This window comes from Pantoea folii (genome assembly GCF_056678875.1).
This window is the reverse complement of the sequence record NZ_JBWXON010000013.1, coordinates 65,726-90,988: the sequence shown is the minus strand read 5'-3', so window position 1 is coordinate 90,988 and position 25,263 is coordinate 65,726. Positions and strand designations below refer to the sequence as shown.

Annotated in this window: 25 protein-coding genes; 9 read left to right on the top strand and 16 right to left on the bottom strand. The window is 54.9% G+C overall.

Annotated features, from left to right (window positions below):
* Nucleotides 1-22: 22 nt before the first annotated feature.
* The 3 genes from lpxM to znuA all read right to left on the bottom strand — a co-directional run bounded on the left by lpxM (nt 23) and on the right by znuA (nt 3,442).
* Nucleotides 23-1,000, bottom strand: coding sequence for a lauroyl-Kdo(2)-lipid IV(A) myristoyltransferase (lpxM, locus tag AC1MDE_RS15875; protein ID WP_058960183.1), 978 nt, complete (start codon nt 998-1,000; stop codon nt 23-25).
* Between the two features lie 127 nt (nt 1,001-1,127).
* The gene (gene mepM / locus AC1MDE_RS15870; protein WP_480344820.1) at nt 1,128-2,456 is read right to left on the bottom strand and encodes a murein DD-endopeptidase MepM; all 1,329 of its coding nucleotides are present in this window, start codon (nt 2,454-2,456) and stop codon (nt 1,128-1,130) included.
* Between the two features lie 14 nt (nt 2,457-2,470).
* The gene (gene znuA, locus AC1MDE_RS15865) at nt 2,471-3,442 is read right to left on the bottom strand and encodes a zinc ABC transporter substrate-binding protein ZnuA (protein ID WP_058960184.1); all 972 of its coding nucleotides are present in this window, start codon (nt 3,440-3,442) and stop codon (nt 2,471-2,473) included.
* Between the two features lie 77 nt (nt 3,443-3,519).
* Here znuA and znuC point away from each other — a divergent pair, with 77 nt between their 5' ends.
* Entirely contained in the window at nt 3,520-4,275 is a 756-nt protein-coding gene (gene znuC, locus AC1MDE_RS15860; RefSeq protein WP_058960232.1) for a zinc ABC transporter ATP-binding protein ZnuC, read from the top strand.
* Nucleotides 4,272-5,057, top strand: a complete 786-nt coding sequence (gene znuB, locus AC1MDE_RS15855; protein ID WP_479398754.1) for a zinc ABC transporter permease subunit ZnuB — start codon at nt 4,272-4,274, stop codon at nt 5,055-5,057. The genes znuC and znuB overlap by 4 nt, the downstream gene beginning before the upstream one ends.
* Before the next feature lie 70 nt (nt 5,058-5,127).
* On the opposite strand, the gene ruvB is transcribed toward znuB, so the two are convergent.
* From ruvB to aspS, 6 genes are all read right to left on the bottom strand, one after another.
* Entirely contained in the window at nt 5,128-6,132 is a 1,005-nt protein-coding gene (gene ruvB, locus AC1MDE_RS15850) for a Holliday junction branch migration DNA helicase RuvB (RefSeq protein WP_058960186.1), read from the bottom strand.
* 8 nt (nt 6,133-6,140) lie between these two features.
* Entirely contained in the window at nt 6,141-6,755 is a 615-nt protein-coding gene (ruvA, locus tag AC1MDE_RS15845) for a Holliday junction branch migration protein RuvA (protein ID WP_034828652.1), read from the bottom strand.
* 207 nt (nt 6,756-6,962) lie between these two features.
* Nucleotides 6,963-7,490 (bottom strand): crossover junction endodeoxyribonuclease RuvC, encoded by a 528-nt coding sequence (ruvC, locus tag AC1MDE_RS15840; RefSeq protein ID WP_038646509.1) that lies wholly within the window; start codon nt 7,488-7,490, stop codon nt 6,963-6,965.
* A 37-nt stretch (nt 7,491-7,527) separates the two neighbouring features.
* Nucleotides 7,528-8,271 (bottom strand): YebC/PmpR family DNA-binding transcriptional regulator, encoded by a 744-nt coding sequence (locus tag AC1MDE_RS15835; protein WP_034828649.1) that lies wholly within the window; start codon nt 8,269-8,271, stop codon nt 7,528-7,530.
* Between the two features lie 362 nt (nt 8,272-8,633).
* Nucleotides 8,634-9,065, bottom strand: a complete 432-nt coding sequence (gene nudB, locus AC1MDE_RS15830; protein WP_034828648.1) for a dihydroneopterin triphosphate diphosphatase — start codon at nt 9,063-9,065, stop codon at nt 8,634-8,636.
* A complete protein-coding gene (aspS, locus tag AC1MDE_RS15825) occupies nt 9,065-10,846 on the bottom strand; it encodes an aspartate--tRNA ligase (protein ID WP_034828646.1) in 1,782 nt (593 codons plus the stop codon). The genes nudB and aspS overlap by 1 nt, the downstream gene beginning before the upstream one ends.
* A 232-nt stretch (nt 10,847-11,078) precedes the next feature.
* On the opposite strand from aspS, the gene AC1MDE_RS15820 reads away from it, so the two are divergent.
* The 3 genes from AC1MDE_RS15820 to cmoB all read left to right on the top strand — a co-directional run bounded on the left by AC1MDE_RS15820 (nt 11,079) and on the right by cmoB (nt 13,671).
* Nucleotides 11,079-11,900 (top strand): DUF72 domain-containing protein, encoded by an 822-nt coding sequence (locus AC1MDE_RS15820; protein ID WP_480344819.1) that lies wholly within the window; start codon nt 11,079-11,081, stop codon nt 11,898-11,900.
* Between the two features lie 77 nt (nt 11,901-11,977).
* Nucleotides 11,978-12,706 carry a carboxy-S-adenosyl-L-methionine synthase CmoA gene (gene cmoA, locus AC1MDE_RS15815; RefSeq protein ID WP_034828642.1) on the top strand — a complete coding sequence of 243 codons (729 nt, stop codon included), beginning with the start codon at nt 11,978-11,980 and terminating at the stop codon, nt 12,704-12,706.
* A complete protein-coding gene (gene cmoB / locus AC1MDE_RS15810; protein ID WP_034828641.1) occupies nt 12,703-13,671 on the top strand; it encodes a tRNA 5-methoxyuridine(34)/uridine 5-oxyacetic acid(34) synthase CmoB in 969 nt (322 codons plus the stop codon). The genes cmoA and cmoB overlap by 4 nt, the downstream gene beginning before the upstream one ends.
* Nucleotides 13,672-13,674: 3 nt before the next feature.
* Here cmoB and AC1MDE_RS15805 read toward each other — a convergent pair whose 3' ends face one another.
* Entirely contained in the window at nt 13,675-14,295 is a 621-nt protein-coding gene (locus tag AC1MDE_RS15805) for a LysE family translocator (protein ID WP_479398762.1), read from the bottom strand.
* A 175-nt stretch (nt 14,296-14,470) separates the two neighbouring features.
* Here AC1MDE_RS15805 and AC1MDE_RS15800 point away from each other — a divergent pair, with 175 nt between their 5' ends.
* Complete coding sequence (locus AC1MDE_RS15800) at nt 14,471-15,568, top strand: glycerol dehydrogenase (RefSeq protein ID WP_479398764.1); 1,098 nt, start codon at nt 14,471-14,473, stop codon at nt 15,566-15,568.
* Nucleotides 15,569-15,609: 41 nt separating this feature from the next.
* Here the strand turns inward: AC1MDE_RS15800 and AC1MDE_RS15795 are convergent, their stop codons facing one another.
* A complete protein-coding gene (locus tag AC1MDE_RS15795) occupies nt 15,610-16,470 on the bottom strand; it encodes a hypothetical protein (protein WP_480344818.1) in 861 nt (286 codons plus the stop codon).
* 169 nt (nt 16,471-16,639) lie between these two features.
* The gene (gene cutC, locus AC1MDE_RS15790) at nt 16,640-17,392 is read right to left on the bottom strand and encodes a copper homeostasis protein CutC (RefSeq protein WP_034828632.1); all 753 of its coding nucleotides are present in this window, start codon (nt 17,390-17,392) and stop codon (nt 16,640-16,642) included.
* A gap of 85 nt (nt 17,393-17,477) precedes the next feature.
* Here cutC and AC1MDE_RS15785 point away from each other — a divergent pair, with 85 nt between their 5' ends.
* A complete protein-coding gene (locus AC1MDE_RS15785; protein WP_480344817.1) occupies nt 17,478-18,617 on the top strand; it encodes a MalY/PatB family protein in 1,140 nt (379 codons plus the stop codon).
* On the opposite strand, the gene AC1MDE_RS15780 is transcribed toward AC1MDE_RS15785, so the two are convergent.
* On the bottom strand, nt 18,614-19,168 hold the full coding sequence (locus AC1MDE_RS15780) for a VOC family protein (RefSeq protein ID WP_182058982.1): 555 nt from the start codon (nt 19,166-19,168) through the stop codon (nt 18,614-18,616). The genes AC1MDE_RS15785 and AC1MDE_RS15780 overlap by 4 nt on opposite strands.
* Before the next feature lie 319 nt (nt 19,169-19,487).
* Here AC1MDE_RS15780 and AC1MDE_RS15775 point away from each other — a divergent pair, with 319 nt between their 5' ends.
* Together AC1MDE_RS15775 and argS are read left to right on the top strand one after the other, a co-directional pair.
* Nucleotides 19,488-19,610, top strand: coding sequence for a hypothetical protein (locus AC1MDE_RS15775; RefSeq protein ID WP_007889544.1), 123 nt, complete (start codon nt 19,488-19,490; stop codon nt 19,608-19,610).
* A gap of 168 nt (nt 19,611-19,778) precedes the next feature.
* Nucleotides 19,779-21,509, top strand: a complete 1,731-nt coding sequence (gene argS / locus AC1MDE_RS15770; RefSeq protein ID WP_058960196.1) for an arginine--tRNA ligase — start codon at nt 19,779-19,781, stop codon at nt 21,507-21,509.
* 35 nt (nt 21,510-21,544) lie between these two features.
* Here argS and flhE read toward each other — a convergent pair whose 3' ends face one another.
* Genes flhE through flhB form a run of 3 tightly spaced genes read right to left on the bottom strand, consistent with a single transcriptional unit; the run spans nt 21,545 to nt 25,183 of the window.
* Nucleotides 21,545-21,949, bottom strand: coding sequence for a flagellar protein FlhE (gene flhE, locus AC1MDE_RS15765; RefSeq protein WP_479402577.1), 405 nt, complete (start codon nt 21,947-21,949; stop codon nt 21,545-21,547).
* Nucleotides 21,950-21,951: 2 nt separating this feature from the next.
* Nucleotides 21,952-24,039 carry a flagellar biosynthesis protein FlhA gene (flhA, locus tag AC1MDE_RS15760; protein ID WP_058960198.1) on the bottom strand — a complete coding sequence of 696 codons (2,088 nt, stop codon included), beginning with the start codon at nt 24,037-24,039 and terminating at the stop codon, nt 21,952-21,954.
* On the bottom strand, nt 24,032-25,183 hold the full coding sequence (gene flhB, locus AC1MDE_RS15755) for a flagellar biosynthesis protein FlhB (protein ID WP_479398777.1): 1,152 nt from the start codon (nt 25,181-25,183) through the stop codon (nt 24,032-24,034). The genes flhA and flhB overlap by 8 nt, the downstream gene beginning before the upstream one ends.
* Nucleotides 25,184-25,263 lie beyond the last annotated feature (80 nt).

The window sequence follows — 25,263 nt, the reverse complement described above, 5'->3', positions numbered from 1 at the left end:
AAGGGGCCAATCGGCCCCTTCGTTATTTCTTGCGAGGATAAAGCTCCTTACGCGCATAAGGTTCAATATCCCCTTCTTTACGCGTTTTCAGCAGCTTCAAAATCCAGGTGTATTGCTCTGGATGCGGCCGCACAAATATCTCAACTTCCTCATTCATTCGCCGCGCCAGGGTGTTATCGTCGGCATCCAGCAAATCGTCCATCGGCGGACGCACATAGATTTCCAGACGATGGGTCTCGCTGTTGTACACCGGAAACAGTGGCACCACGCGCGCGCGACACACTTTCATCAATCGGCCGACCGCTGGCAGTGTTGCTTTATAGGTGGCAAAGAAATCCACAAATTCACTGTGCTCCGGGCCGTGATCCTGGTCCGGCAGATAGTAACCATAATAGCCCTGACGCACCGAGGCGATAAACGGCTTGATGCCGTCATTACGTGCATGCATGCGGCCACCAAAGCGACGGCGTACGGTGTTCCACACATAATCCAGCAGCGGATCGCTCTGATTATGGAACATGGCCGCCATCATCTGGCCCTCTGACGCCAGCAGCATCGCCGGGATATCCACGGCCCAACCGTGCGGCACCAGAAAAATCACGTTCTCATTGTTGGCCTGCAGGGCTTCGATAATTTCACGGCCGTGCCAGTCAACGCGTTGGCGCACACGAGCCGGATCGCGCATCCCCAACTCAGCCATCATCACCATCGCCTGTGGCGCGGTGGCAAACATACGATCAGCAATCTCTTCGCGCTGTGCCTCGCTTAACTCCGGCAGGCAATAATAGAGATTGATCAACGCACGACGACGCGCACTTTTTGCCAGCTTACCGGCAAACCGCCCCAATCCACCCAAAATCGGGTCGCGCACTTTGGCAGGCAGCATTGCCATGCCCGCCAGCGCACCAATCGCCAGCCAATTGCCCCAGTATTTCGGTTTTAAAAAAGAACGTTGAAAAACGGGAATAAATTCACTGTTATTTTTCTTTCGGGTTTCCATGCACTCGCCTCTGACAATGACGGGACAATGATAGTGACGGTGGTTAATTTTGCAATCATCATGCGTCAGATAGCAAAAAACCGACGAATAATTCGTCGGTTTTTTCAATATTGGCTACAGAAATGGGCTATTTCAGTGCCAGCTGTGGCAGATAACTCTTCACGTCCGCCAGATAGTTGCTGCGATCTTTACCAGTCAGCCCTTCCATACGCGGCAGTTTCGCCGTGAGTGGATTGACGGCCTGATTGTTGATCCACACTTCGTAATGCAGATGTGGTCCCGTAGAACGCCCGGTGTTGCCTGACAGCGCAATACGGTCACCGCGCTTCACTTTCTGTCCTGGTTTCACCAGCGCCTTACTCAGGTGCATATAACGGGTCATATACTGACGACCGTGACGAATGGCCACGTAGTTACCCGCCGCCCCGCCATTTTTGACCATCACCACTTCACCATCACCCACGGCCAATACCGGTGTACCGATCGGCAGCGCGAAATCGACACCCTTATGTGGTGCGATGCGGCCCGTTACCGGGTTAAGACGGCGCGGATTAAAGTTGGAGGAAACGCGATACTGTTTCACCGTCGGGAAGCGCATAAAACCACGGGCAAGGCCTGAGCCGTTACGATCATAGAATTTGCCATCTTCAGCGCGGAACGCGTAGTAATCTTTGCCACCGGTACGCAGACGCACGCCGAGCAGCTGGCTCTGCGCACTTTTGCCATCCAGCATCTCGCGTGACATCAGCACGCTAAAATCGTCACCGGCGCGCAGTTTGCGGAAATCCATCTGCCACTGCATGGCTTTGATAACGTTGCTGGTTTCAGCACTGGTCAAGCCTGCACGCTGGGCGCTGGCACCAAAGCTGCCACGCACTTCACCTTTCAGCACACTATTTTGCCACTCGCCCTTTTGCATCTCCTGCTGCATCTTAAAGCTGCCATTCGGCTGGCGCTCGTAAGTGCGGGTTTCGCGGCGATCCACTTCCCAGGTAAAGTTTTGCAGTTGACCATCCGCATCCAACGTCCAGCTGAGTTGCTGACCGACGCGCAGGTTACGGAAGTCTTTATCGCTATTGACTAACGCATTGATATCACTGAGATCAATACCGTACTGATTCAGTGCGCTGCTCAGGGTATCGCCAGAGGAAACGGTGTAATCGTGTTGATTCGGGTTGTCCTGCACATCTTTATCGATGTCATCGGCCGGAATCTCTTCTTCCGGTTCAACCGTGGTCTGATCGATCGGCTCACTGGCTTCGGGTAACAGCGTGCGCAGTTCGTTTTTGTCCAGCGTGATGTCTTTCACGATGGGGGCAACATCATGGGGATGGTAAACGTAAGGCCGCCAGACAGCGACGGCCAACGTGATAACGGTTAATGAACCCAGCATAACGCGGTGGGGACGCGGCAAATTATTAAATGCGAGGGCGACAGAGCGGGCTTTCTGCTGCACTTTTACTTATTCCTCTATGCTCCATTCAGGCAGCTCGCATACTGGCTCGACAACTGTGAGAGGAATTTCACATAGCTGTCTTTGGTTAAGCTGATTCCCATGCCCAGCGGGTCAAGTGTGCCTTTGCGCACGTTGGTTCCGCGAGACACGGCATCGATGACGGCCGGCCTGAATTGTGGTTCAGCAAAAACGCATACGGCTTTTTGCTCAACCAACTGTGTTCGTATTTGATGTAAACGCTGGGCGCCCGGTTGGATCTCAGGGTTGACGGTGAAATGTCCAGCAGGGGACAAACCATAGTGTTTTTCAAAGTAGCTGTACGCATCGTGAAAAACGAAGTAACCCTTACTCTTAACGGGGGCAAGCTGCGCGCCAATATGCTTATCCGCATCTGCTAATTCTGCTTCAAACTGCTGCAGGTTCGCGTCAAGTTTGGCTCTGCTTTGCGGCATAAGTTCCAATAATTTTCCGTGGATTGCAACCGCAGATTGTCGCGCAATCTCAGGTGACATCCACAGGTGCATATTAAATTCACCATGGTGGTGGTGTGTATGAGACGGCTCCTGGTCATCAGACTTATCTGAGTCATGCTCATGATCGTGACCGTGCTCATGTTCGTCCTCGTCCTCACCACCACGAATCAGTAGCGGTTTCACCCCTGGCATCGCCGCTATTTCGAGATTTTTAGCTTCAGGTAACTCTGCCGCTGACTTGGTCAGAAACGCCTCCATTTCTGGTCCAACCCATACCACTAAGTCCGCGTTTTTAATACGTTTTACATCAGAGGGACGTAAAGCATAATCGTGCTCTGAAGCGCCATCGGGCAACAGCACTTCCACTGGCGTCACGCCATCTGCAATGGCCGCTGCGATAAATCCGATCGGTTTGATTGAAGCCACTACGGCTGAGTGCGCGGGCATTGCGCAGGCGGCGGCGAGAGCCGCAGCAGGAAGAGTGAAAGCGAAGCGCTGCTTAATGTGTAACATAATGCGTCATTCCATCGTGACCTGTTGATGGAATGTGATATTATAACATTCGAAATTCAATGCAACCCGTAAATAATATGTCGTCACTTGTTACACTTGAAAACATCTCCGTCAAGTTTTCCCAGCGCCCTGTGCTAGCAGGTATTAGCCTGTCACTGGAGCCAGGGAAAATACTTACGCTGCTTGGGCCGAACGGCGCGGGCAAATCGACGCTGGTACGTACGGTGCTGGGCCTTCTCGCGCCCACGGCTGGCACGGTCAAACGCGCGCCCGGTTTACGCATCGGCTACGTGCCACAGAAATTGCACATCGACCCGACACTGCCGATCACCGTTGAACGTTTTATGCGTCTGACGCGTGGCAGCAAGCGAGATGCTATTCTCCCGGCTTTGAAACGCGTGCAGGCCGGACATCTGCTGAATGCGCCTCTGCAAAAACTTTCAGGTGGTGAAACTCAGCGCGTACTGCTGGCGCGTGCCCTGCTCAATCAACCCCAGTTACTGGTGTTAGATGAACCTACGCAAGGCGTTGACGTAAATGGGCAAGTGGCGCTCTACGATTTGATCGATCAGCTTCGTCAGGAGCTCAACTGTGGCGTGCTAATGGTTTCGCACGATCTGCATCTGGTGATGGCAAAAACTGACGAGGTATTGTGCCTCAACCACCACATCTGCTGTTCCGGCACGCCAGAAGCGGTGTCGCAGCATCCAGAATTTATCGCCATGTTCGGCCCACGTGGCGCGCAGCAATTGGCTATTTATCGCCATCATCATAATCACCGTCACGATTTACAGGGACGCATTGTGCTGCGCAAAGGAAATGGTCCGTCATGATTGAATTGTTATTACCCGGCTGGCTCGGTGGCGTGCTGCTGGCGCTGGCGGCGGGTCCGCTTGGCTCGTTTGTGGTCTGGCGCCGCATGTCTTATTTCGGCGATACTCTGGCGCACGCTTCGCTGCTCGGCGTGGCCTTTGGTCTGCTGCTCAATGTGAATCCCTATTATGCCGTGATTCTGGTGACTGTATTTCTGGCTATGGGCTTAGTGTGGCTGGAGCGTCGTCCGCATCTGGCCATTGATACGTTACTCGGCATTATGGCGCACAGCGCGCTGTCGCTGGGTTTGGTGGTAGTCAGCCTGATGCAGGGTGTACGCGTCGATTTAATGGCGTATCTGTTTGGCGATCTGCTGGCGGTGACACCGGATGATTTGTGGATGATGGGCGCTGGCGTGGCCATTGTACTAGCGGTGATGGCATGGCAATGGCGCTCACTGCTGTCGATGACCATCAGCCCGGAGTTAGCTCAAGTGGATGGCGTCAACATTCAACGCACGCGCCTGATGCTGATGCTGGTCACCGCCTTGACCATTGGTGTGGCAATGAAGTTTGTCGGTGCACTGATTATCACCTCACTGTTGATTATTCCCGCTGCCACCGCACGTCGTTTCTCCCGTTCACCGGAACAGATGGCCGGTTTTGCGGTGATTATCGGTATTCTGGCGGTCACCGGCGGACTGACGTTCTCCGCCACTTACGACACGCCCGCTGGCCCTTCCGTCGTACTCTGCGCCGCTGTGCTGTTCATCTTTAGTATGGCGAAAAAGCCGGCGGCGTAATAAAGGGGCCATTAACGGCCCCTTAGCGAATGCCCGATCGTGAAATCGCGCAGCCGGACGAACGCCAGCATTACTCTTCGCGACTGATACCGAAGTGCTTATAGGCATGCTGCGTGGCCAGACGGCCGCGCGGCGTGCGCTGAATGAATCCTTGTTGAATCAGGAAGGGTTCAATCACATCTTCAATGGTTTCCCGTTCTTCACCAATCGCCGCCGCCAGGTTATCCAATCCCACCGGACCACCCGAGAACTTGTCGATGATCGCCAGCAACAGCTTGCGGTCCATGTAATCGAAACCCTGATTATCGACGTTGAGCATATCGAGTGCGCTGGCAGAGACTTCACCACTCATCACACCGTTGGCGCGAACTTCGGCGTAATCGCGTACGCGACGCAATAAACGGTTGGCGATACGAGGTGTACCACGGGCACGGCGCGCCACTTCTAACGCGCCCTCTTCACTTAATGCCAATCCTAAGCACGCTGCACTGCGGCTGACGATGTGTTGCAGATCCGGTACGTTGTAAAATTCAAGGCGTTGCACAATACCAAAGCGATCGCGCAGCGGCGAGGTCAGCGAGCCCGCGCGCGTGGTGGCGCCAATCAGGGTAAAGGGGGGCAAATCAAGTTTGATTGAGCGCGCCGCTGGGCCTTCGCCAATCATAATATCCAGCTGATAGTCTTCCATCGCCGGATAGAGCACCTCTTCCACCACCGGTGATAAGCGGTGGATCTCATCGATAAACAGCACGTCATGAGGTTCGAGGTTGGTCAGCATCGCAGCCAGATCGCCTGCCTTCTCCAGCACCGGACCAGAAGTGGTACGTAAATTCACGCCCATCTCATTCGCCACAATGTTAGCCAGCGTGGTTTTACCTAATCCCGGCGGGCCGAAAATCAGCAGATGGTCCAGCGCATCGCCACGCAGTTGCGCTGCTTTGATGAAAATCTCCATCTGCTCGCGCACCTGCGGTTGCCCCACGTATTCCGCCAGGAGCTTAGGACGAATGGCACGGTCGAGGCTCTCTTCTTCATTTATAGAGATGCCCGAGACCAGGCGATCGGCTTCAATCATGCATTACCTCAAATAGCTGCGCGCAGAGCTTCACGGATCAGGGTTTCGCAATCCGCATCAGGTTTGCCGACTTTACTGATCATGCGGCTGGCTTCTTGCGGTTTATAACCCAGCGCCACCAGTGCAGCAACCGCTTCGGCCTCAGCGTCATTCGCGGCTGGCGCTTCAGACGGCGTGGTCAATGTGAAGGTCGAGTCACTGCCAAACAGATCGCCGTGCATGCCTTTAAAGCGGTCTTTCATCTCCACCACCAGACGCTCGGCGGTTTTCTTGCCGACGCCAGGCAACTTGATCAATGACGCGATCTCTTCACGCTCAACGGCGGTCACAAACTGTTGTGCTGACATGCCAGAAAGGATTGCCAGTGCCAGCTTTGGCCCCACGCCATTCACTTTCACCAGCTCACGGAACAGCGCACGCTCTTGTTTGTTGTTGAAGCCGAACAGCAGCTGCGCATCTTCACGCACCACAAACTGGGTGAAGATAATCGCTTCCTGATTGATCTCCGGCAGCTCGTAGAAGCAGGTCATTGGCATGTGCACTTCATAACCCACACCGTGCGCCTCAATCAACACCAGCGGCGGCTGTTTTTCCAGAATATTGCCTCGTAAGCGACCAATCACCTGAGCAGTTCCTTATGTAATCCTAAAAATACCTGATTGATTTCCGCTGACGTTAAAGCGGCAAGCGAGCGCATGACGATGAACGCACTAAGGTCAGTGATTCAGGTGAACAAGGGTAGCTCGCGCATCAGCCAGTGGAAATATGACGGGTATTTATATCATAAAAAAGGCTGGATCAATATCCAGCCTTCAATGTTTGGGTTTTCGTCAGCCGGACCGCAATCGCCCACGCGTCATCACCAGCTTAGCGTCACTCAATCGCGTGGTATTTTGGCTCAGGTGACAATGGGTGATGGCAATCGCCAGCGCATCAGCGGCATCAGCTTGCGGGTTAGCGGGAAGTTTCAGCAAGGTGCGCACCATGTGCTGAACCTGACTTTTTTCTGCCCCACCGGTGCCGGTTACCGTTTGTTTGACCTGACGTGCTGCATATTCGAACACCGGCAAATCGAGATTCACCGCCGCCACAATCGCTGCGCCACGCGCCTGGCCCAGCTTAAGCGCTGAGTCCGCATTCTTCGCCATAAATACCTGCTCGATAGCAAAATAGTCTGGCGAGAATTGGGTGATGATTTCTGTCACCCCGGCGTAAATCAATTTGAGACGAGAGGGTAGATCGGTGACGTTGGTGCGGATACAGCCGCTGCCCAGATAGCTTAGCTGGCGGCCAACCTGACGAATCACACCGTAACCGGTGACGCGCGAGCCGGGGTCAATCCCGAGAATGATCGCCACTACGCGCCTCCGGCTGTGAGGTTAATGGAAAACGCCATTACAGCGTTTCCGCGACCTCATCAGAAATTTCACCATTATGATAAACTTCCTGCACATCGTCGCAATCTTCCAGCATGTCGATCAGACGCAGCAGTTTCGGTGCGGTTTCCGCATCCATTTCCGCTTTGGTGGAAGGGATCATTGAGACTTCAGCGGTATCCGCCTTCAGGCCACCGGCTTCCAGCGCATCACGCACCGCACCCAGTTCTTCCCACGCGGTAAACACATCAATCGCTCCGTCGTCGTAGCTCACCACGTCTTCCGCACCGGCTTCCAGCGCCGCTTCCATGACCGCATCTTCATCCTGGCCTGGCGCAAAGGAGATCACACCCTTTTTGCTGAACAGGTAAGAAACGGAACCGTCGGTGCCGAGGTTGCCACCGGTTTTGGTGAAGGCGTGACGCACTTCGCCCACGGTACGGTTACGGTTGTCACTCAGACACTCGATCATCACCGCTGAGCCGCCTGGACCGTAACCTTCATAGATGATGGTTTCCATGTTGGAATCATCTTCGCCGCCCACGCCGCGTGCAATCGCACGGTTCATGGTGTCACGGGTCATGTTGTTGGACAGGGCTTTGTCCATTGCTGCGCGCAGACGCGGGTTCGAGCCGGCATCGCCGCCGCCCAGTTTCGCTGCGGTCACCAGCTCACGGATGATCTTGGTGAAGATTTTACCGCGCTTAGCGTCCTGCGCCGCCTTGCGGTGCTTGGTGTTTGCCCACTTACTGTGTCCAGCCATCTTTACTATTTCTCCGATCTTTAACAGGGTGCAGGCTATCTCACTTGCAATCTTGTCCCCCGGCAGTGCTCGCAATCCTCACGTACAAAAGTACGCTCCGGCAGTGCTCGCAATCCTCACGTACAAAAGTACGCTCCGGTTGCTGCGCGCTGGCGGTGAACAACCTTGCTGCGCCGATAACGCCTGACTGTTCAATATTGGGCGGCGTAGAACTGACAATCTTTGCCGATTACGCCATCTGTTCAATTTTAGCGGTGCGAGATAAATGTCTGGCACCGGATTTAAACACGAAGGAAATGCGCTTCGTCGAATTCGTGGAATCTACCTTAATTGTCGCCGGAAAAACGCGCGGCGGCGGGCATTCAGGTAAATTCTTCGATTGCCTGGCGATTACTCCAGGACTTGGTCAGGGCTGCGGCTGCGGCAGGATCGAGCCAGCGCGCGGCGAGATGCTCCGTAAGTAGGAGATCGCGCTCTTGCGGAAGTGCCAGCCGGAACCAGTGTTCGCGGTTGTGCGTGATGCCAGGTGCGTAGCGATGGCGATAGTGCGGGAAGATTTCAAACTCAATGTGTTTGTGGCAATCGTCCAGCACCAACTGTTCGCCCGCAACGTCGATACCCAGCTCTTCTGACACTTCGCGCTGTGCCGCCTGACGCGGGCTCTCACCCGCTTCGAGGCTGCCCGTTACAGATTGCCAGAAGCTTTCATCATCCCGTCGCTGCAGCATTAACACCCGGCCAGTATCTCGCGCAAAAATCACCACCAGCACTGAAACCGGATGTTTATAGCCCATTACTTGTTCTCTGACTTTTCTTTCTTCGGAGCCACAAGAATGCCGAGATCCAACAACGCTGCCGGGTTGGCTTCGCTTGGCGCTTCGGTCATCAGGCACGCCGCTGCAGTGGTTTTCGGGAACGCGATAACATCACGGATGTTGTCGGTGCCGGTCAGCAGCATCGTCAGACGGTCAAGACCAAAGGCCAGGCCCGCGTGCGGTGGTGTGCCGTATTTCAGGGCATCCAGCAGGAAGCCAAACTTCTCGCGCTGCTCTTCTTCGGTGATACCGAGAATGCTGAACACGGTCTGCTGCATGTTGCCGTTGTGGATACGCACGGAACCGCCACCCACTTCGTAGCCATTGATCACCATATCGTAAGCGTTCGCCACGGCCTGCGTCGGGTCGACCGCCAGCTGTTCAGCCGTCAGTTCTTTCGGCGAGGTGAACGGGTGGTGCATCGCAGCCAGACCGCCCTCTTCATCCGCTTCAAACATTGGGAAGTCGATGACCCACAGCGGTGCCCACATGCTTTCGTCAGTAATCTTCAGATCACGGCCCACTTTCAGACGCAGTGCACCCAGCGCATCAGTGACGATTTTGGCACGGTCAGCACCGAAGAAGATCAGATCGCCATCTTGCGCAGTGGTGCGGTTCAGAATCGCTTCAACGATTTCAGGCGTCAGGAACTTCGCCACCGGGCTCTGTACACCCTCGAAGCCTTTTGCACGCTCGTTGATCTTCATCCACGCCAAACCTTTGGCGCCATAGATCTCAACAAATTTGGTGTACTCATCAATCTGCTTACGCGTCAGCGCTGCACCACCCGGCACACGCAGCGCGGCAACACGACCTTTCGGATCGTTAGCCGGACCAGCGAACACCTGGAATTCCACGCTTTTCAGCAGGTCAGCCACGTCCACAAGCTCCATTGGGTTGCGCAGATCGGGTTTGTCAGAACCGTAACGGTTCATAGCTTCAGCAAAAGTCATTTGCGGGAAGTCACCGAGATCCACGCCTTTCACGTCGATCCACAGTTCACGAATCAGACGCTCCATCTTTTCACGCACCTGCTCGGCGGTCATGAAAGAGGTTTCCACGTCGATTTGGGTGAATTCTGGCTGACGGTCTGCACGCAAGTCTTCATCACGGAAGCATTTAACGATCTGATAATAGCGATCGAAGCCGGACATCATCAGCAGCTGTTTGAACAGCTGTGGGGACTGCGGCAGCGCGTAGAATTTGCCTTTGTGCACGCGGCTTGGCACCAGATAGTCACGTGCACCTTCTGGCGTGGCTTTGGTCAGCATCGGGGTTTCGATATCGAGGAAGCCCTCGTTATCCATAAAGCGACGCACGAAGCTGGTGATTTTCGCACGGGTTTTCAGACGCTGTGCCATTTCCGGACGACGCAGGTCCAGATAGCGATAGGTCAGACGCGCTTCTTCGCTGTTGGTCTGGTTAGAGTCCAGCGGCAGAGGTTCAGCGCGGTTGATGATGTTCAGCGCATGGGCAAACACTTCGACATCGCCGGTGGCCATATCGCTGTTGCGGTTTTTCTCTTCACGCGCACGCACGGTGCCGGTGATCTGGATACAGAATTCGTTACGCAGCTCAGAGGCCAGCTGGAAAGCGTCCTGATGATCTGCGTCGAAGAATACCTGAGCGATACCTTCACGGTCGCGCATATCGATAAAAATCAGGCTGCCCAGATCGCGACGGCGGTTAACCCAACCGCAGAGAGTGACTTGCTGACCCACGTGAGACAGATTGAGCTGTCCGCAATATTCTGTACGCATAACGTATCCTTTTAACTTCGCCGCTGCTGCCAGACAGCATCAGGCCGCGTAACCTTCTGAGATGCTGTCGCAAAAAAGGCGGCTATTATAATGGAAAAACCCAGGCAGGATAAGTAGAGCCAGATCAAAGCGGGCAAAACATTGCGGTTTATCGCGCGGATTTTCCTGCCGACACCAAAACAGGGTACATTACCCGGCCTATTCCCGCCCGTAAAAGGATCAGGAGCCACGTTTGACACTTCGCATTGGATTACCGCAATGGCAGCATCCCCGCTGGAAGCAGTATGGCCTGGAAACCCTGGCGGATTACGCCCAGCTGTTTGACTGCGTGGAAGGCAACACCACGCTGTATGCGCTGCCCTCGCCGGAAGCAGTGATGCGCTGGCGCGATATGACTCACGATGACTTTCGCTTCTGCTTTAAATTTCCCAACAGCATCAGCCACAAAGCCGCGATTCGGAACTGCGATGAACTGCTGAACGAATTCTTCCGCTTGCTCGATCCGTTGAGCCAGCGCATCGGGCAGTATTGGCTGCAACTGCCGGCGACCTTCTCACCCGCGCAACTGAAAGACTTGTGGCTGTTCCTCGATAGCCTGCCGCGCGGGTTTAGTTACGGCGTTGAAGTGCGCCACGAGCAGTTTTTTGCCAAAGGCGAGGCTGAGCGCGCGTTCAACCGTGGCCTGCTGGAACGCGGCGTGAATCGCGTGATCCTCGATAGCCGTCCGGTGCACGCCTCGACTTCGCAAAGCGCCGCCGCCGTGGACGCCCGGGCGAAAAAACCGCGCGTGCCACCGCATGCTGTGCGCAGCAGTTCGCAACCAATGGTGCGCTTTATCGGTAGCGATAGCGTGGATGAGAGCGTGCCGCTGTTCCTGCCTTGGCAACATAAACTGGCGGAGTGGCAGACGGACAGCGATCCGATGCTGTTTATCCATACGCCGGATATGGGCGAGGTGTTTCCCTTACTGCAGGCGCTGTGGCCTCAACTGTTGCAGCTTGAGCCTTCGCTGCGCAATCTGCCCGACTGGCCGCAACAAAGCAGCTTGTTCTAAACTCAAAGCGGGTGCAGCCTGCGGGACTTTCTGACAGAATAGCGCCCTTTCCGATTCCTCTCTCCGGACTTTTCATTATGTCTGACCGCGATACGCTATTCTCTGCGCCCATCGATAAGCTGGGTGACTGGACCTTTGACGAGCGCGTGGCTGAAGTCTTTCCCGATATGATTCAGCGCTCGGTGCCGGGTTATTCCAACATCATTTCGATGATTGGCATGCTGGCAGAACGCTTTGTGAAGCCTGATAGCCAGGTTTACGATCTCGGCTGCTCGCTGGGTGCCGCCACGCTCTCTGTGCGCCGCAATATTCATGTGCCCGGCTGCCAGATTATTGCCGTGGATAACTCTCCGGCGATGGTGGAGCGTTGCCGCCGTCACATTGACGCTTTCCGCGCAGATACGCCGGTGCAGGTGATTGAAGCGGATATTCAGGACATCCACATTGAAAACGCTTCGATGGTGGTGCTGAACTTTACCCTGCAATTTCTTGAGCCGCCTGCGCGCCTGGAACTGCTGAAAAAGATCGCTAAAGGTTTGAATCCTGGCGGAGCGCTGGTGCTGTCTGAAAAATTCAGCTTTGAAGATGGCGAAGTCGGCGAACTGCTGTTCAACATGCATCACGACTTCAAGCGTGCTAACGGTTATAGCGAACTGGAAATCAGCCAGAAACGCAGCATGCTGGAAAACGTCATGCTCACCGACAGTGTAGAAGCGCACAAGGCGCGTTTAAAAACCGCCGGATTTGCCCATGCGGAATTGTGGTTCCAGTGCTTTAACTTTGGTTCTTTGGTAGCGTTGAAATGATTGATTTTGGCCGTTTTTATCAGCAAATCGCCACCGGCCCATTGGCGAGCTGGCTGGAAGTTTTACCCGCACAAGTCGCAGCCTGGCAGCGCGAGAATCTGCACGGTAAATTCCGCGACTGGGAAAAGTCAGTGGATTACCTGCCGCTGCTGAACCCGCAAACGCTGGATCTGGTCAACAGCGTCACGGCCACGGCTGACGATCTCACCGATCGCCAACGTCTTGGTATTGAAAACCTGTTGCGCAACCTGATGCCCTGGCGCAAAGGTCCTTATTCCCTTTACGGCACCGAGATTGATACCGAATGGCGCTCGGACTGGAAATGGGATCGCGTGCTGCCGCATATCTCGCCATTAACCCACCGCACGGTGCTGGATGTCGGCTGCGGCAGCGGCTATCACATGTGGCGTATGATCGGCGCAGGCGCGAAGCTGGTGGTCGGCATCGATCCGATGCAGCTGTTCCTGTGTCAGTTCGAAGCGGTGCGTAAGCTGCTGGGGGACGATCGTCGCGCCCATCTGCTGCCACTTGGCATCGAACAACTGCCCGCCTTGCAGGCTTTCGACACGGTGTTTTCCATGGGTGTGCTGTATCACCGCCGCTCGCCGCTCGATCATTTGCTGCAGTTGAAAAATCAGCTGGTCAGCGAGGGTGAGCTGGTGCTGGAAACGTTGGTGGTGGAAGGCGATGAGAACACCGTACTGGTGCCGGGTGAACGTTATGCGCAGATGCGTAACGTCTACTTTATTCCGTCCGCTGCCGCGTTGAAGGGCTGGCTGGAGAAGTGTGGATTTGTCGATGTGCGCATCGCGGATTACGCGGTGACGTCAGTGGAAGAGCAACGTCGCACCAGCTGGATGACCAGCGAATCGCTGGCCGAGTTCCTTGATCCTAACGACAGCAGCAAAACCGTTGAAGGTTATCCAGCACCGCTGCGCGCGGTGCTGGTAGCACGCAAACCGTAATGCTTAACGCCGCGACAGCGCCAGCTTCGCGGCGAAACCGATAAACACGCAGCCGGTCAGACGATCCATCACTTTCAGCACCGTTGGACGACGCAGATGCGCCGCAAAGTACTGACTGCCGCCAATCAGCACCGCATTCCACACTAATCCAATCAGCATGTGGGTTAACGCCATCAAGGTACACCACAGCGCCACTGACGCCCCGGCCGGGATAAACTGTGGCAGAAAGGTGACATAAAACACGCCGACTTTTGGATTGAGTAAATTGCCGAATAATCCCCGCGAGAAGCAGGCGAAATAGCTCTGCTCTTTACCTTGCACGCTTTGGCTCTCTTCCACCTGAGTGCGGGGATTCAGCAGCAGTTTGACGCCGAGGTATAACAAATAGGCTGCGCCGACCCACTTCAGCAGGTTATACGCCATTTCGGAAGCCAGCAGCAGCGCGCCGAGCCCCAGCCCCACCGCAACGCCCCACACCAGACAGCCCATGGTGACGCCCAATGCGGTGGCTGATGCCCGTTTCCAGCCTTGCGCGGCTGCGGATCTAAGCACCAGCGCGGTATCAAAGCCTGGCGTTAACGTCAAAATAGTAATGGCAAAAAGAAATGAAAATATCAGTGTCATGGCGAGCTCCCTGTCAGTTCGCCGCTATCTTAACCTTGCCGCAACATCTTGACGATAGTTACCTTCCGTCAGCAATTGATAATAATTCTCAACTTGCCAGTAATGGTTAAATCTCCGTCATTTATCTGTGTCACTTTATCGGCAACGGCTTTTCTCACATCAAGGAGTTGTCGCTATGAGTAAATTCATTTTTTCTTCTCCGCGTAAGTATGTTCAGGGTGCAGGTGTGCTGGATGAATTGGGGACCTATGTGGCCGAGCTGGGCCAGCATGCATTTTTGGTCGCCGATGACATCGTCTGGAAACTGATTGGTGAACGCACACAGAAAACGTTAAAAGCGGCGGGCATTGAGTTCAGCTGGCAGCAGTTTAACGGTGAAGCCTCCAGCAACGAGATCAATCGTTTAACGCAACTGGCGAGGTCACAAGGCAGCAATGTGGTGGTGGGCCTTGGCGGCGGTAAAACGCTGGATACCGTAAAAGCGATTGCAGATGAGCTTAAGCAGCCGGTCGCCATTGTGCCGACCGTGGCCTCGACGGATGCGCCCTGTAGCGCGCTATCCGTGATTTATTCCGACAGCGGCGTATTTGAGAGCTATCGCTTCTACCGCAAAAACCCGGATCTGGTGCTAGTGGATACCGCGGTTTGTGCCGGTGCGCCAGCCCGCTTGTTCGCCTCCGGCATTGCCGATGGTCTGGCCACCTGGGTTGAAGCTCAGGCCGTGCTGCGCTCGCACGCCAAATCGATGGTCAACGGCGATCCGACCATTGCAGGCACCGCCATTGCGCGCGCCTGTGAAGAGACGCTCCTGACATGGGGCTACAGTGCTTACACCGCTGTGAGTGAAAAACGCGTGACGCCAGCCGTCGAAGCCGTGGTGGAAGCCAATACCCTGCTTTCAGGACTCGGATTCGAGAATGCCGGATTGGCGGGTGCGCACGCCATTCATAATGGCTTTACCGCAATTGATGGCGATATCCATCATCTGACGCACGGCGAGAAAGTCGCTTACGGCACGTTGACGCAAATGGTGCTGGAGCAGCGTCCGGATGAGGAGATTGCGCGCTATATCCGCTTCTACCGCTCAATCAAGATGCCGACCACGTTGAAAGAGCTGCATCTGGAGAATGAATCCTTGGAGAATCTGCTGCGCGTCGGGGCGCTGGCAAACAGCGAGGGGGATACATTGAAGAACCTCAACCCGAACTTGTCGCCAGAGGATATTGCCAACGCGATTGTCGCAGTGGATGCCTTCAGTAAAACCGTGCAGTAAAAGAGGTTGGGCGCACCACGGTGCGCCCGGATAAGACGCCTTTATTCCCCGTCATCCGCTACAGCTGGCGGGCGATCCCAGTACTGATATTTGTACGCAGAACTCAGGTGGCGCTCGATGGTGCCTTTAGCAAACACCTCGGTTTCATGCAGATAACTTAGCGTACAGTTGCCCACCTCATCCCATAACTGACACTCATCAACTGAACTTAAGGTACTGACAGGCGTGGTAGCGAAGCCATTAAGCCGCAGCTCTCGCCACTGCTTATCATAACTGTAGGTGTCTTTACCGCGTGCACTGGACGATGAGGTGACCAGCCCTTGTGGATTCCAGCGCCAGGTGCTCTCTCCGTTGGTCATCACATCACTGCCGCGCGCGACGCTTTTCTCCAGACGTAAATGTTTGTCGTAGCGGTAAGTGGTATCGGTGAAGCCATCCTTGCCCATGCTGGTGAATTTGTCGGAAGAACTGATGATGTTGCCATGCTGACCCATTTGCCAGCTGATGGTGCCCTGACGGTTATCCACCACTTCCTCTTTGCCCGCTTTTACCACTTTGACCAGGTAGGCATACTCCGCCACCCAACCTCGCTGCACGCGGGCGATGTGCTGTTCCATGGTCAGCACCACGTTGCCTTCGTTCTTGTCATACGTAATGTGGGCAACCATCAAATCCCCGCACTGATCGAACTGCCCCAGCACGCGCTTTTGCGAATCGACATCTTTACCAAACTCACCGGCTACGACCTGACGTACCGCGCCTTTGGCATCACCACCCAGCATGATCCAGTTGTTGCTGCTGGTAATATTTTTGCTCAGAGGCGGACAGGCAGTGCTCACCGCCAGCGCTGAACCAGACAAGGGAAACAACAGCACTAAAACAGCACAAGAGTAGGATTTCATGAATGTTATCCGCGCTAAGCCATAAAGTAATCAAAGCATCTTTTTTAACAATGCGCTATCAACGGCTGTACAGCAGACAAAAAGAACCCCAGCAAAACTCACTGGGGTTTGGTACTTGCAAACATCACGTCAGAGTTTTGGCGTGCTGCGCGGCAAAAGGGGTGCGAACTCAGGCGACACGAACTGCGGTCATTTCCAGCATGCTTTTCATCGCTTCGACCACATCGCCGTCGACACAAGTTCGGCTGAATTCGTCGACTTCTGCTTCGGAGCACATGGAGACACCGGCTTTACGGTAGCGCATCGGCGAAGCAACCAGTCGGCTGGCGGAGCTGTGAACTTCCTGCAGACCACTATCGATAAATTTCTGCAAATTGCTCAAACGAACACCCGCACCAGCCATAATAATTGGACCCGTGCTCAGTTCATTTAGTTCCCGCAACAATGCAATTCCAGTTTCCGCGCTCTGCTGCTGGCCGGAAGTCAAAATACGCGCAACGCCTAAATCCGTCAGTACGTCCAGCGAACGTTTGGGGCTGTGGCACAAATCAAAAGCGCGGTGGAAGGTCACCGCCATGCCATCACTGAGCGCCATGATCTGCCGCATGCGCACAATATCAACATGGGCATCTTCATCCAGCATGCCGATCACCACGCCAGGGAAACCGAGTTCACGCATCAGTGCAACATCGGATTTCATCACCTCAAATTCCTGTGCGGTGTAACAAAAATCGCCGCCACGCGGGCGAACAATCGGGTGAACCGGTATGGACAGTTCACGTTGTGCGGCTTCCAGCACGCCAGCTGACGGCGTCAGCCCGCCTTCGCGTGGGGCACTGCACAGTTCCACGCGATCGGCACCGGACTGCTGTGCAGTCATTGCACAGTCGATGCCGTAGCAACAAATTTCCAGTTTCGTCATAGCTTGCTCCTTTTCATGACTTCTGGCTCGAGAGGATGGCTTAAGTTAGTCTGCTTAATTGAACAGTTTACGTGGAAACCTCACTATGGCATTCGATTTTGATCAATGGATAGACCGTCGTCACAGCGATAGTTTGAAGTGGCACAAATATGGCGATCGTGATGTGCTGCCTTTATGGGTTGCAGACACTGATTTTCGCTCGCCGCCCTGCATTATTGAGGCCATTAAAAAACGCGCCGATCACGGTGTTTTTGGCTATGGCGGCACACCCACAGGATTGATTGATATCACTGTTTCCCGCCTGGCGCAGCGCTACAACTGGCATATTCAGCCGGAATGGATCGTTATGCTGCCTGGCGTCGTCAGTGGGCTTAACCTTTCGGTCCGCGCGTTTACCGAGGCTGGGCAACGCACAGTCGCGCCAACGCCGATTTATCCACCGTTCCGCGCGGCCTCAAAACTCGCCGAGCGTGAACAGATCAACTTGCCGCTGCATTTACAGCATGGCCGCTGGGTCGTCGATCTCGATACGGCTGCGATACAGGGCAATGAACGCCTGCTGATGCTGTGCAATCCGCAAAACCCCGGCGGCACCGTGTATCGTCGCGAGGAATTGGAGGCGCAACTGGCGTTTGCTCAGCAACACGATTTGATCGTTTGTTCTGATGAAATTCACTGTGATTTGATTTTGTCGCCCGATGCCCGCCATATTCCTTTTGCAGCATTGAGTGATGATGCTGCACAGCGCAGCATTACGCTGATATCGCCCTCGAAAACCTTCAACATCGCTGGTCTCGGCGCATCAATGGCGATTATCCCCAACCCTGAATTACGCAAACGGTTTAAACAGGTACGCGAAGGTATTGTGCCAGGGGTCGATATTCTCGCACTGGTGGCAGCAGAAGCGGCCTGGCGTGAGGGCGATGCGTGGCTAGAGGCGCAAATCGACTATCTGCGAGCCAATCGCGACTGGCTGGTGGCGCAAGTCAATGCGCTTCCCGAACTGCAGATGAATTCGCCCGAAGCCACCTATCTCGGCTGGATCGATGCCAGCCAGCTGGATGTGGCCAGCCCCGCGCTCTATTTCGAAAAACACGGCCTCGGTTTTTCACCCGGCCGCGATTTCGGTGATGATAACTTCGTACGATTTAACTTCGGCTGCACGCGCGCCTTACTGGAACAGGCGGTGAGCCGATTGCACAGCGCGGTCATGGCACGGCGTTAACCTTGCTCACTGGCGACAATCTCTTCCAGTCGCCAGGGATGAAACTTGATGGTAGTTTGCCCGTCCGTCACCGCCAGTGTCGGGTTGGGCAAACGCTCATGCTCACCTTTTGGCGCGCTGGTTTTGAACGAAATGCCGGGTTGCGTCAGTGCATGATCGGAGAGCAATGCCATCGCGCGCACACCCAATGTTTCGGGCTCACCGCGCAACACGATTTCCACATGTTCCCAGCCTTCATGGCGATATAATTTCTCACCCGGCCAGGGTAACTCAATCACATCGACCTGCCATCCAGCGATCGTTAACGGCTGATGCAATTTGAACAAGCAGATCGGGCGCCCGTTGATCATTGCTTCGGAAAACTGACTGCCCATCTGCTGCAATCCCGCCTTCCAGCGCTCCGCCGTGGCGAACTGATGGCAGCGCACCGCCAGGTGATCGGCCTCATGTTCGGATAACCGCAGCCCTAATCTTTCAGCAAATTGCTGCAAGGAGTGCTCAAATCGAGCCAGGTCTTGTTCTAAATCACTCAGTTCCGCAGGAAAATTCATCTCAACACTCCAGACACATCAATATCAGTTCAATTATTTTAATCAATGTAAAAACAGCAGCGCTTCAGAATCCGCTTGACAAAATCGTCGGATTCCTCCGATTTCATCATGAAAAAGACCTGAAACCGCATAAATAGGCCCTCTCTTTAGGATTATTCACCTAAATAGGTCCAGCGGTTACTTTATGAAAACACCTTAAATCACTGTTAATATTAACGATAATTAATACAATGAGATAAGTCTTATTTCAGTTGCAAACAATTGCAGCTTGATACCCTTTCTTATAAATTTGTGTTTCACAACTACAAGGAATGGCTCTATGTCTATGCTCATTGTTGTCGCGGTCCTGATTGCATTGATGGGATTTGCAATTTCCCGCCACTGGAAGGTGCGTGAAGACAAAAGCGTTAAAAATCCTCGTCGTCACCCGCGTCGCCGTTAATCGGCGCGCGGGTTGCTGTTACCCGCCATTGCGCATGCTAAAAGCTGACGCACTTTAACATTTCACGTATACTTCCCCTCTTATTTTTCCGTCCCGCCGCGCTGTTGCGGGATGAAGGCATCGGCTCGCCGCCACTGGCGGGCCTTTTCAGCATATGAAGGTAACGCGGTGAATATTCAGGCTCTTCTATCCGATAAAGTCGGTCAGGCAATGGTAGCGGCGGGTGCGCCAGCAGATTGTGAACCTCAGGTTCGTCAGTCGGCTAAAGTGCAGTTCGGCGATTATCAGGCGAACGGTATCATGGCTGTGGCGAAAAAGCTCGGTCAGGCTCCGCGCCAGCTGGCTGAACAGGTGATTCAGCATCTGGATCTCGCCGGCATCGCCAGCAAAGTCGAAATCGCCGGCCCCGGCTTCATTAATATCTTCCTTGATCGCAACTGGTTGGCTACCCAGGCCGCGCAGGCTCTGCAATTGCCGCGCCTTGGCGTCAGCAGCCTCAAGCCACAAACCGTTGTCATTGACTACTCGGCACCCAACGTCGCCAAGCAGATGCACGTCGGTCACGTCCGTTCCACCATCATCGGTGACGCTGCGGTACGTACGCTGGAATTTCTCGGCCACAACGTGATCCGCGCCAACCACGTCGGCGATTGGGGTACTCAGTTCGGTATGCTGATTGCCTATCTGGAAAAGCAGCAGAATGAGCACCATGAAGATATCGCGCTGGCGGATCTGGAAGAGTTCTACCGGGAAGCCAAGGTCACCTATGATGCGGACGAAGCCTTCGCCGAACGCGCCCGTGGTTATGTGGTGAAACTGCAAGGCGGCGACGAATATTGCCGTGCAATGTGGAAAAAACTGGTTGATATCACCATGAGCCAGAATCAGGAAGTCTATGACCGCCTGAACGTGACGCTGACGCGTAAAGATGTGATGGGGGAAAGCCTGTACAACGATATGTTGCCTGGCATCGTCAGCGATTTGCGTGAAAAAGGGCTGGCCGTAACCAGCGAAGGCGCAACCGTGGTGTTCCTTGATGAGTTCAAAAACAAGGAAGGCGAAGCGATGGGCGTGATCATCCAGAAAAAGGATGGCGGCTACCTCTACACCACCACCGATATCGCCTGCGCCAAATACCGCTATGAGACGTTGCATGCCGACCGCGTGCTTTACTACATCGATTCGCGCCAGCATCAACATCTGCAACAGGCGTGGACCATTGTGCGTAAAGCCGGATACGTGCCCGAGTCTGTGCCGCTGGAGCACCATGCGTTTGGCATGATGCTGGGCAAAGATGGCCGTCCATTTAAAACCCGCAGCGGTGGCACCATTAAGCTGGCCGATCTGCTGGATGAAGCCGTTGAACGTGCGCATGCGCTGGTCAGCGAGAAAAACCCGGAAATGTCAACGCAAGAGCTGAAAGATCTGGCGGAAGTGGTGGGTATCGGCGCGGTGAAATATGCCGATCTGTCAAAAAGCCGCACCACCGATTATATCTTCGACTGGGATAACATGCTGGCGTTTGAGGGCAACACTGCACCGTACATGCAATATGCCTACACGCGCGTGCTTTCTGTGTTCCGTAAAGCCGGCATTGAAGCTGACAGCCTGAGCGGCGACATCGTGCTGACCGAAGAGCGTGAAGCGCAACTGGCAACTCGCCTGTTGCAATTTGAAGAAGTGATCACCCAGGTTGCGCGTGATGGCACGCCGCATGTGATGTGTGCTTACCTGTACGATCTGGCAGGCCTGTTCTCTGGCTTCTACGAGCACTGTCCAATCCTCTCCGCCGAGGATGAGCAGGTGCGTAACAGCCGTCTGCAACTGGCTGCATTGACCGCTAAAACGCTAAAACAAGGTCTGGATACGCTGGGCATCAAAACCGTCGAGCGTATGTAATAACAAAAAACCCGCTTCGGCGGGTTTTTTATTGGCTATTGGTAATTCACCGTCACTTCACTGCTCACCACTCGTAATCCCGGCGGTAACGCGCCCTTCCCCTGAAAACCGAACGCCAGATGCAGCGTATCGTCAGCCGGAATATTCGCCAGGCTCCGCGTTGAACCACTGCCGCCCTCAATCTCTACGCAACGCTGGGTCGCACACAAACGTACGAGCAGCCCCGAGGGGGCTGGACGGCTCAACTGGTAACGCCAGTTCACCACCGTAATAGTGCCCACTGCGGGCGAAGGTGCTTTTAAAGCTGGCGTCGTGTGCCAGTTCCCGCGCACGCCGAGGCTCGGACCACTGGCACTGTCATGCCAGGATCCTGCTGCATCCACATAGAGCGGTAGCGCCATCATCGGCAACATCATTAACGCCCAACACCAACGACGCATGGTTATTTACCTCCGATGGTGGCGGTCATACGGATCTGGCGATTATCGGTCAGTTCCATATTTGACAGCACTACCAACTGTGGCAGATTGCGGCGCAGGAAGCGCGCCAGCAAGGCACGCAGCGGATGGTTCACCAGCAGCACCGGCGGTGCACCCGTCATCTCTTGCTGTTGCAATGCACCCTGCGTCTGCACTAACAGACGATCGGCCAGACCCGGCTCCAGACCGCCGCCGCCCTGTAACGCTTGCAGCAGCAGACGCTCTAAGGTGGCATCCAGTCCAATCACCTGCACTTCACCGTTACCCGGGAACCACTGCTGAGTAATCGCACGGCCCAGCGCCACACGTACCACGCTGGTCAGCTCTTGTGGATCGGTCTGGACCGGCGCATGTTCCGCCAGGGTTTCGATGATGGTGCGCATATCGCGGATCGAAACACGCTCAATTAACAGGTTCTGCAGCACTTTGTGCAGGGTGGTCAGGGTGATAACGCCCGGCACCAGATCTTCCGTCAGCTTCGGCATCTCCTGGGTCACGCGATCCAGCAGCTGTTGCGCTTCCTGACGACCAAACAGTTCACTGGCGTATTGACCAATCAGGTGGTTAAGATGCGTTGCCACCACGGTACTGGCTTCTACCACGGTAAAGCCCTGAATCTGCGCCTGCTCTTTCAGCGCACTATCGATCCAGATTGCCGCTAAACCGAAGGCAGGATCGACGGTCGGTTCACCCGGCAAAGAACCGGCTGCAGTCCCAGGGTTGATCGCCATCCAGCGCCCAGGATAGGCATCACCGCTGCCAATTTCCACGCCTTTCATCAGGATGCGGTAACGCGCAGGCGGCAACTCCATGTTGTCACGGATGTGCACCACCGGTGGCAGGAAGCCCACCTCCTGTGCGACTTTTTTACGGATACTGCGGATGCGGCCCAGCAGCTCACCGTTTTGCAAATGATCAACCATGGGAATCAGGCGATAACCCACTTCGAGACCCAGCGAATCTTCCAGCTGCACGTCTTTCCAGGAAGCTTCCACCGTGGCGGGTGTCTCCTGCGTTTTGACCAGACTAGAAGGTTCCGAGGTAGTCTTCGGTTTCATCTCTCGACCGCGCAGCCACCAGGCCAGACCGAGCAACGCGGCGGTAAACAGCAGGAAGACAAAGTTGGGCATACCCGGCACCAGGCCGAGCAGACCGATAACACCACCACTCAGCATCAACACGCGCGGATTGCTAAACAGCTGGGAGACCATCTGATCGCCCACATCCTGATCGGTGCTGACGCGCGTCACGATAACACCCGCAGCGGTAGAGATGACCAGCGCCGGGATCTGTGCCACCAATCCATCACCGATGGTCAGCAGTGTATAGGTTTCACCTGCGTGCCCCAGATCCATGCCGTGCTGCACCACGCCCACCAGCAGACCGCCGATGACGTTAATCACCATAATCAAAATACCGGCGATGGCGTCACCACGTACGAACTTACTCGCACCGTCCATTGAGCCGTAGAAATCGGCTTCCTGGGTCACTTCGCTACGACGACGTTTGGCTTCCTCTTCCCCGATTAAACCGGCGTTAAGGTCAGCATCGATCGCCATCTGCTTACCGGGCATCCCATCCAGCACAAAACGCGCGCCCACTTCGGCGATACGTCCGGCACCTTTGGTGATAACCATAAAGTTGATGATAACGAGGATGATGAACACCACGATACCGATGGCAAAGTTACCGCCCACGAGGAAGTGGCCGAAAGCTTCAACCACGCGTCCGGCGGCATCGGCACCCGTATGGCCCTCAAGCAGGATAATACGGGTTGAGGCGACGTTCAGCGCCAGGCGCAGCAACGTTGAAAACAGCAGAATGGTCGGGAATGCCGCGAATTCCAGCGTACGCTGAGTAAACATTGCCACCAACAACACCATGATCGATAAGGCAATATTGAAGGTGAACAGCAGGTCGAGAATGAAGGCAGGTAACGGCAGCACCATCATCGACAGGATCAACATGATCAGTATCGGTCCAGCCAGCACCTTCCACTGCGTGTCTTTAAAGTTGCCCGGTAAACGCAGCTTTTCGGCCAGATTAGCCATCGTTTCTGTTCTCTCCTGCAAAGTCCATGTCTGCCGGAACCGGCAGCTGTTTTGGTTTGGTTGGAATCAAGCCACCTTCGCGTTTCCAGCGACGCAGTTGCCATACCCAGGCCAGCACTTCCGCCACGGCACCGTAAAGCGCGCCGGGGATGAACTGACCAATTTCCGTGTGTCGATACAGCGCACGCGCCAGCGGCGGTGCTTCTAAAATCGGAATGCGATGTTCTGTTGCCAGCTCACGAATTTTTAGCGCAATATCCCCGGCCCCTTTCGCAATCACCTTTGGCGCGCTCATCTTGCCTTCCTGATACTGCAACGCTACCGAGTAATGCGTCGGGTTGGTGACGATAACGTCGGCTTTCGGTACATCTGCCATCATGCGACGACGGGCCGCCGCACGCATCGCCTGACGAATACGCCCTTTGACGTGCGGGTCACCTTCGTTTTGTTTGTGTTCGTCGCGGATTTCCTGGCGGGACATTTTCAGCTTTTTGAAATGGCTATAGAGCTGCCAGAACACGTCGAAACCGACCATGGGCACCAGGCCCAGCATGATCAACGCACAGCTAATGGCGATCATGGTTAAACCGTGATGGAGCGCGTTGATGGGTGATTCACTGATTAATCGCAGCATCTCCTGCCAGTGCGACCAGATGTACCAGCCGCCCACCAGCCCCACCAGCACCGCCTTCAAAATGGCTTTTAGCAGTTCTGCCCAGGTTTGAGATGACACCATGCGCTTCAGGCCGCTCAGCGGATTGAGCTTGGTGAAATCCAGTTTGATGGATTTGCCGCTGATATTGATTCCGCCGAGCAGCATTGGCGCGGCAATCGCCATAATCACCAGGCCTGCCATCAGCGGCAGCAGCGCCATCACCGCCTGACCAATCAGATTGCTGATGTGAGCGATGATCATCTTGTCATCGGTCACCATGGCATGGTCAAAGCGAAAACCGGTGGCGAGCATACTGGCCAACTGTTCAGCCATCAGTTCGCCGCCCAGCCACAGGATCAGCAAGCCCGCCAGCAGCATCAGTACCGATGTCAGCTCGCGCGATCGCGGAATCTGCCCCTCTTCTCGCGCCTTCTCTAGTCGGTGCGCCGTGGGCGATTCTGTTTTGTCCTCGTCGCTCTCTTCAGCCACGACATACCTCAGCTGGCAGGAATTCTGAGCATAGGATGCCAAAACCCGCCAAGGCTAAAGCGTGGATTAAGGGGGGAAAA